General features: G+C 57.3%; 2 protein-coding genes. Both read left to right on the top strand.

From position 1 onward, the window contains the following. Positions 1 to 110 precede the first annotated feature (110 nt). Entirely contained in the window at positions 111 to 1,637 is a 1,527-nt protein-coding gene (istA, locus tag AB4048_RS28655) for an IS21 family transposase (RefSeq protein ID WP_442205326.1), read from the top strand. Further along, positions 1,627 to 2,439, top strand: a complete 813-nt coding sequence (gene istB, locus AB4048_RS28660; protein WP_442205325.1) for an IS21-like element helper ATPase IstB — start codon at positions 1,627 to 1,629, stop codon at positions 2,437 to 2,439. The genes istA and istB overlap by 11 nt, the downstream gene beginning before the upstream one ends. Positions 2,440 to 2,494 lie beyond the last annotated feature (55 nt).

The following is a 2,494-nucleotide window of genomic DNA, read 5'->3' on the forward strand; positions in this document are numbered from 1 at the left end:
TGTTGATTTGCGCTGAGAGCTGACCCGGGATTGCGGGAAAATATCACTGAGAATTGACCCATGTTTCAATCATCCCCTGTGGTTTCAGCGGGGGCTTTGGAGTGATCGACATGGCGTTACTGAGCGTAATCCGACGCTGGCATTTTCGGGATCATCTATCGATCCGGGAGATATGCCGCCGGACGGGCCTATCCCGGAATACCATCCGCAAATATCTGCGTGCCGGCGGCGTTGAACCGAAGTTCAACGTCCCGGAGCGGTCGAGCAAGCTCGATCCATTCGCGGATCGGCTATCAGCCTGGCTGAAGACCGAATCCGAGAAGAGCCGCAAGCAGAAGCGGACGATGAAGCAGTTGCATTCTGATTTGGTAAGCTTGGGCTATGACGGCTCCTACTGCCGCGTTGCAGCCTTTGCTCGAGAATGGAAGTCGGACCGACAGAGAGAACTCCAGACAACAGGACGCGGCACGTTTGTCCCCCTGGCATTTGAGCCGGGTGAGGCTTTCCAGTTTGACTGGTCTGAAGATTGGGCAATCATCGGCAATGAACGCACCAAGCTGCAGGTGGCACATACGAAGCTGAGCTACTCCAGGGCCTTTATCGTCCGAGCCTATCTGCTGCAGACCCACGAGATGCTGTTCGACGCGCACAATCATGCGTTCCGCGTCTTCGGCGGAATTCCCGGCCGCGGCATCTACGACAACATGCGGACAGCGATAGACAAGGTTGGCCGTGGAAAAGAGCGCGACGTCAACGTCCGATTCATGGCGATGGCCAGCCATTTCCTGTTCGAGCCCGAGTTCTGTAATCCAGCGTCAGGTTGGGAGAAGGGGCAGGTCGAGAAGAACGTTCAGGATGCGCGTCATCGCTTCTTTCAACCGGTCCCGCGCTTTCCATCATTGGAAGCCCTGAATGATTGGCTTGAGCTTCGGAGCAAGGAGTTCTGGGCAAAGACCCCACATGGTCAGATGCGTGGCACCATCGCCGACATCTGGGCAGAGGAAACACCAGCTTTGATGCCCGTTTCCAGGCCATTTGACGGGTTCGTCGAGTATACAAAGCGGGTCACGCCCACCTGCCTCGTGCATCTGGAGCGCAATCGCTACAGCGTCCCGGCATCGTTTGCCAATCGTCCGGTGAGCCTTCGGGTCTATCCGGATCGTGTCGTCGTCGCCGCAGAAGGTCAGATAGTCTGCGAGCACCGCCGCGTCATTGATCGTTCCCATGATCGGCCGGGCCAGACCATTTACGACTGGCGGCATTATCTGTCGGTCGTGCAGCGCAAGCCCGGCGCTCTACGAAACGGCGCTCCCTTCATCGAGATGCCGGAGGCATTCCGGACCCTGCAGCAATATCTGCTCAAGAAGCCGGGCGGCGATCGCGAGATGGTCGACATCCTGGCGCTTGTTCTCCAGCACGACGAGCAAGCAGTGCTCTCAGCCGTCGACATGGCGCTGAAGTCCGGCGTTCCAACCAAAACACATGTGCTGAACCTGCTGCATCGCTTGGTCGACGGCAAATCCTCTACACCGCCGACCCTCGACGCACCTCAGGCACTGACGCTCACCAATGAGCCCAAGGCCAATGTCGAACGATACGATACCTTGAGAAAGACGGAGGTTCGTCATGCGTCATAACCCGGCAAGCGGCGCGATCGTCATCATGCTAAGGCAATTGAAGATGCATGGAATGGCCCACGCCGTCGGTGATCTGACCGAACAAGGGTCGCCGGCGTTCGAGGCCGCCATTCCGATCTTGTCCCAGCTTCTCAAGGCGGAAACGGCCGAACGAGAGGTCCGATCAACCGCATATCAGCTCAAGACGGCGCGCTTCCCGGCCTACCGTGATCTGAACGGCTTCGACTTCACCAGCAGCGAGATCAACGAGGCACTCGTCCAACAGCTTCATCGCTGCGACTTCCTCGACGACGCCAACAACATTGTGCTGGTTGGTGGTCCCGGTACGGGCAAGACGCACATTGCCACCGCGCTCGGCGTCCAGGCCATCGAGCATTATCACAAGCGAGTGCGGTTCTTCTCGACTGTCGAGCTGGTCAACACGTTGGAACAGGAAAAAGCACAAGGTCGCTCAGGGCAGATTGCCAACCGTCTCGTCCATTCCGATCTCGTCATTCTCGACGAGCTTGGATACCTGCCGTTCAGCGCCTCAGGCGGTGCACTGCTCTTCCATCTGCTGAGTAAACTCTACGAGCGCACCAGCGTCATCATCACCACCAACCTCAGCTTTAGCGAATGGGCCAGCGTCTTCGGCGATGCAAAGATGACAACCGCACTGCTCGACCGGCTCACCCATCATTGCCACATCCTTGAAACCGGAAACGACAGCTTCCGCTTCAAAAATAGTTCTGCACATGAACCCAAAACGGCAAAGGAGAAACGGAGAAGCTTGACCACGACGACCGACACGAACGATACCTAAAAGGCGGGTCACTTCTCAGTGCAAATCCCGGGTCAACTCTCAGCGCAAATCAACA

It is taken from the genome of Rhizobium sp. RAF56 (genome assembly GCF_052113965.1).
GTDB lineage: Bacteria > Pseudomonadota > Alphaproteobacteria > Rhizobiales > Rhizobiaceae > Rhizobium.